Annotated in this window: 1 protein-coding gene; it reads right to left on the reverse strand. The window is 41.1% G+C overall.

Features of this window, described 5'->3' with window-relative positions:
• Positions 1–106: 106 nt before the first annotated feature.
• Complete coding sequence (locus ACYPWY_RS16190) at positions 107–1,528, reverse strand: IS1634 family transposase (RefSeq protein WP_459686581.1); 1,422 nt, start codon at positions 1,526–1,528, stop codon at positions 107–109.
• Positions 1,529–1,554: the final 26 nt, after the last annotated feature.

The following is a 1,554-nucleotide window of genomic DNA, read 5'->3' on the forward strand; positions in this document are numbered from 1 at the left end:
TAAGCTATCATTGCCAAGAAGTTGGCAAAGAGCCAACCCTCCATCACATAGCGGTTCTGCATGTATGAGACATCGGCATCCAGATAGTTTTTGTAGCTGTCGAACATCACTTCCACATCGTTGCGCTTTTTGGCGAGTGTTTTGATAACTGTTCGGCTTGCAGCAGGCGCGAATACAATTTGTAGTAAGCTATCATTGCCAAGAAGTTGGCAAAGAGCCAACCCTCCATCACATAGCGGTTCTGCATGTATGAGACATCGGCATCCAGATAGTTTTTGTAGCTGTCGAACATCACTTCCACATCGTTGCGCTGTTTGTACGATTCGTAAATGACTTGTTCAATCTTTTTTTCCTTTGCCGGTTTCTTTTTCCCTTTTTTGTTCTTTTCTTCAATATTTATTTGATTTTCAATGTCATAAATGATTGTCAACGTCCCGAAACGGTTTAATTTGCCGTCAAATCCCTCTCGTGAATAATTTTCAGGATATGTTTCTATTCTTGACAGATAATCCTTTTCTTCCTTTATCCTTAATGCCTCGTCAAGAAACGTAATCATATTGTAATCCCCATTTTTATATGAATAATACCAGATAATTCTATCCTGAAAAAGAAAATAGCTCAACTCTTTTTTGAAATTCTGTTTTTCGAGCGGCGAAAAGTCAATCAGTGAATTGTTGCGGTGCAAGGGGATGATGTATGAAAGCTCCTCCTCTTTCATCATTTCAATGTTCTCTGTGCTGAAAAACCCCTTGTCGGCAATGAATACGACTTTGTTCTTGACGTTCATTTCATGGATGCACAATGCCATTGATTTGACATCGGTAATGTTCCCGTTAATCAGGCGATAATAAACCGGCTGTTTCATTTGTGCCGAAAACAGGTACATCAACCGGATTTGTTTGTCAAAGTCAAAATTCGGATTGTAGCCCTTGACATTGACAGCCAGATTTTCCGACACGCTTAATGTGTGCGTGGAATCCATCAGCACAAAGTTCTGCTCATCGGGCACGTCTTTCAACTGTGTCTTCATCCATGCCACGACAGCCTGCCGGTTTTCGCCAAAATATTTCAAGGTCGAAGAAACAATCTTGTCCGAAAACGATTTCCTCGCCCATAATTCCGAACAAAAATCGTGCGAATGATACTCTCTCGCCCGTTTTATCGGCGTTTGATGCGCCCAGCGCATCATGGCAAAACTGAGCATCGTTTCCGTATGTTCCTCATCAAAAAACGTTCCCAAAGACGAGATTTCTTCTTTCATCAACTCCGAAAAAAGATTGTAAACGCCAAAAGTCTTTATATCGACTTGCGGAAGTTCCTCATTTCGCAACCTCAACTCGTTTTTTGACGAAGGAACAAACCCTTCCGTCTCGGTGATTTTTCCAAGCAGGCAAATAGTCTTCTTTGCCGAACGTTTTTTCTGCTTGTCATAGACATACTTTACTTGATACTTGTAAAAAGTACCGTTGATGAGCCTGATTTCCGTCAAAGGCTCCTTGAACTGTTGAATCCATTCCGGTAAATACATAATGCAACCTATTTAGGTAGCACAAA

The organism is Viscerimonas tarda (assembly GCF_054601255.1).